Source organism: Rhodococcus sp. R1101 (genome assembly GCF_000278445.1).
Classification (GTDB): domain Bacteria; phylum Actinomycetota; class Actinomycetes; order Mycobacteriales; family Mycobacteriaceae; genus Rhodococcus; species Rhodococcus gordoniae.
Map to the genome: position 1 here is coordinate 1 of NZ_AJVB01000512.1, position 2,638 is coordinate 2,638.

Sequence of the window (2,638 nt, forward strand, 5' to 3'; positions counted from 1 at the left end):
GCCCATGGGATGCAGTCGGACACCGAACTCCTCGCAGTTTCGACGCAGGGTCTCGACCTGCGTGCGCGAGACCGGGTCGGCGATGGGCTTGTCGATGTCCACCGTGGGGACGTTGTGATCCTCGGTGGCGATCGTGAGATCGGGGCGCCGGAGCGGGCGTCCGGCCAGCCGGAGGCCGTCGAAGGCCTGCGGGCTGGTCACTTCGTGTACGAGGTGCAGGTCGATGTAGATGAGGTCGGGCTGTCGTGCCGATCCCTCTCCTTCACCGCGCACGACCACGTGCTGGTCCCACACCTTCTCCGCCAGAGTCTTTCCAGCCATCTTCTCCACCTTGTCGTACGTGACGAACGCGAATCCCGGGGGCTGTCCGGCCGCGTATGGCGTCGTCCCCACCGCTCTCGGCATGCGATATGCTTCCCATTATGCGAGACGGAGGTATCGACCTATGAGACAGCATAGCGGGATCGGAGTGCTGGACAAAGCGATGACAGTCCTCCACGCGGTTGCCGAACAACCGTGCAACCTCAACGAGTTGTGCACACGGACGGGCCTGCCCCGCGCCACCGCGCACCGTCTCGCAGTCGGCCTCGAGGTCCACCGCCTGCTCATGCGCGACAGCGACGGGCAGTGGCGTCCCGGTCCCGGACTGGCCGAATTGTCCGCGGGCGCAGGCGACACCCTCGTCGAGGCCGCCTCTCTCGTACTCCCCCGCCTACGCGAGATCACCGGAGAGAGCGTTCAGTTGTACCGCCGCGAGGGCACCCAGCGGGTCTGCGTCGCGGCCCTCGAACCCCCGACCGGCCTGCGCGACACGGTCCTTGTCGGGGCGCGCCTTCCCATGACGGCCGGTTCCGGTGCGAAAGTTCTGCTCGCGTGGGCCGATACGGCGACCCAGCGCGCCATTCTTCCCGAGGCCGCGTTCGGCGAACGCGTCCTCGTCGAGGTCCGCCGCCGCGGCTGGGCCCAGAGCGCCGCCGAACGCGAGCCCGGTGTGGCCTCGGTCGCCGCACCCGTCCGCGACAACGCCGGCGCCGTGATCGCCGCGATCTCCGTATCGGGTCCCATCGACCGTATGGGCCGCCGACCGGGTGCCCGATGGGCCGCCGACCTCCTCGCCGCCGCGGAGGCGCTCCAGAAGCGTCTCTGAAGCCGGAACGCACGCGCGGGCTACCTCCCGGACGGGAGCGGGAGGAACCCGGGCGTGCGGCCCTTCCCTGTGCCACAGTGCTTCGCATGGGAACGAACCGCCGCGCAGACATCACGATGACGGACTCGGAGATCGACGAGTTCCTCCACCGCAGCCGGGTCGCGAACCTCGCGACCCTCGGACCGACGGGCACCCCGCATCTCGTCGCCATGTGGTACGCGGTACTGGACGGGGAGATCTGGTTCGAGACGAAGTCGAAATCGCAGAAGGTCGTCAACCTCCGCCGCGACGACCGTGTCACCGTCCTCGTCGAGGCCGGAGACACCTACGACCAGTTGCGCGGCGTATCGATCGAGGGACGGGCAGAGATCGTCGACGACCACGACCGGCTGTTCGACGTCTGCCGCGACGTGTGGGAGCGGTACACCGCCCAGTACACGGACGAGGCGCGTCCCGTGGTGGAGCAGATGATGAACAAGCGGGTGGCCGTGCGCGTGGTGCCCGTGCGGGTGCGCTCGTGGGACCACCGCAAGCTCGGGATGCCCGGCATGGCGATCGGCGGCACGACGGCGGCCTACCTCCCGTCCGCCGCACACTGACCCCGGATACGCGAAAGGCTCCCCGATCGAGGATCGGAGAGCCTTCGTGGTTGTACCCCCGATGGGATTCGAACCCACGCTACCGCCGTGAGAGGGCGGCGTCCTAGGCCGCTAGACGACGGGGGCCTGGAACTTTCCTCGGCACCGACCGATCGGTGCCTTCGGAGAGAAGAAACACCCACCGAACCGCAGATCGGTGGGAGTCCGTTGTACCCCCGATGGGATTCGAACCCACGCTACCGCCGTGAGAGGGCGGCGTCCTAGGCCGCTAGACGACGGGGGCCTATGGAACTTCTTCTCTTCACTCCCCGAAGGAAGCTCAGCCAGCATAGCTGGCCGAGGCGCTGCGGGCAAACCACCGCGCCTCAGCTGGGGTACCAGGACTCGAACCTAGAATGGCTGAACCAGAATCAGCTGTGTTGCCAATTACACCATACCCCAATGGTCTGTTCCGTCGACCCGCGCTCTCGCGCTGCGGTCTCCGTTCCGAACCGAGAAGAAGATTAGCACCAACCCCGCTATGAACTACAAATCGGCTGGTCAGAGCACCGAAATCGAGTCCGGACACCATCTCGGCCCGTCGCCGGGAGCAGGCGGCGGGCCGAGAGGACGGACTCGTCAGGCGATACGAGTGCGGCCGGCGCGCAGCCGGGCGAGCGTGCGCTCCCGGCCGAGCAACTCCATCGACTCGTAGAGCGGAGGGCTGACGTGCGATCCGGTCACCGCGACCCGCACGGGCGCGAAGGCCTTCCTCGGCTTGAGTTCCAGGCCCTCGATCAGCGCGCTCTTCAACGCCTCCTCGATCGCCGGGGTGGTCCAGTCGGCCAGACCCTCGAGGGCCGTGACGGAGGCGTCGAGCACCGGCGCGGCATCCTCTTTGAGGTTCTTCGCC

Annotated in this window: 3 protein-coding genes, 3 tRNA genes and 1 pseudogene; 2 read left to right on the forward strand and 5 right to left on the reverse strand. The window is 67.7% G+C overall.

From position 1 onward, the window contains the following. Nucleotides 1-321 (reverse strand): aconitase family protein (locus tag R1101_RS27865; protein WP_269726645.1); only part of this gene is annotated, 321 nt, incomplete at its 3' end. 124 nt (nucleotides 322-445) lie between these two features. Here R1101_RS27865 and R1101_RS0120740 point away from each other — a divergent pair. After that, complete coding sequence (locus tag R1101_RS0120740) at nucleotides 446-1,147, forward strand: IclR family transcriptional regulator (RefSeq protein WP_026003538.1); 702 nt, start codon at nucleotides 446-448, stop codon at nucleotides 1,145-1,147. Nucleotides 1,148-1,233: 86 nt separating this feature from the next. After that, nucleotides 1,234-1,746, forward strand: coding sequence for a pyridoxamine 5'-phosphate oxidase family protein (locus R1101_RS27870; RefSeq protein ID WP_037224368.1), 513 nt, complete (start codon nucleotides 1,234-1,236; stop codon nucleotides 1,744-1,746). A 53-nt stretch (nucleotides 1,747-1,799) separates the two neighbouring features. Here the strand turns inward: R1101_RS27870 and R1101_RS0120755 are convergent. From R1101_RS0120755 to R1101_RS27875, 4 genes and pseudogenes are all read right to left on the reverse strand, one after another. After that, a tRNA-Glu gene (locus tag R1101_RS0120755) sits at nucleotides 1,800-1,872 on the reverse strand. Nucleotides 1,873-1,956: 84 nt separating this feature from the next. Further along, nucleotides 1,957-2,029 (reverse strand) — tRNA-Glu (locus R1101_RS0120760). Nucleotides 2,030-2,115: 86 nt separating this feature from the next. Then, nucleotides 2,116-2,187, reverse strand: a tRNA-Gln gene (locus R1101_RS0120765). A gap of 177 nt (nucleotides 2,188-2,364) precedes the next feature. Beyond that, nucleotides 2,365-2,638 (reverse strand): annotated as a pseudogene (locus R1101_RS27875) (glutamate--tRNA ligase); the annotation flags it as partial.

What these genes read in the sequence shown, in the direction of transcription:
- R1101_RS0120740 (WP_026003538.1), top strand. Translation starts at nt 446, where the DNA reads ATGAGACAGCATAGCGGGATCGGAGTGCTGGACAAAGCGATGACAGTC.
- R1101_RS27870 (WP_037224368.1), top strand. Translation starts at nt 1,234, where the DNA reads ATGGGAACGAACCGCCGCGCAGACATCACGATGACGGACTCGGAGATC.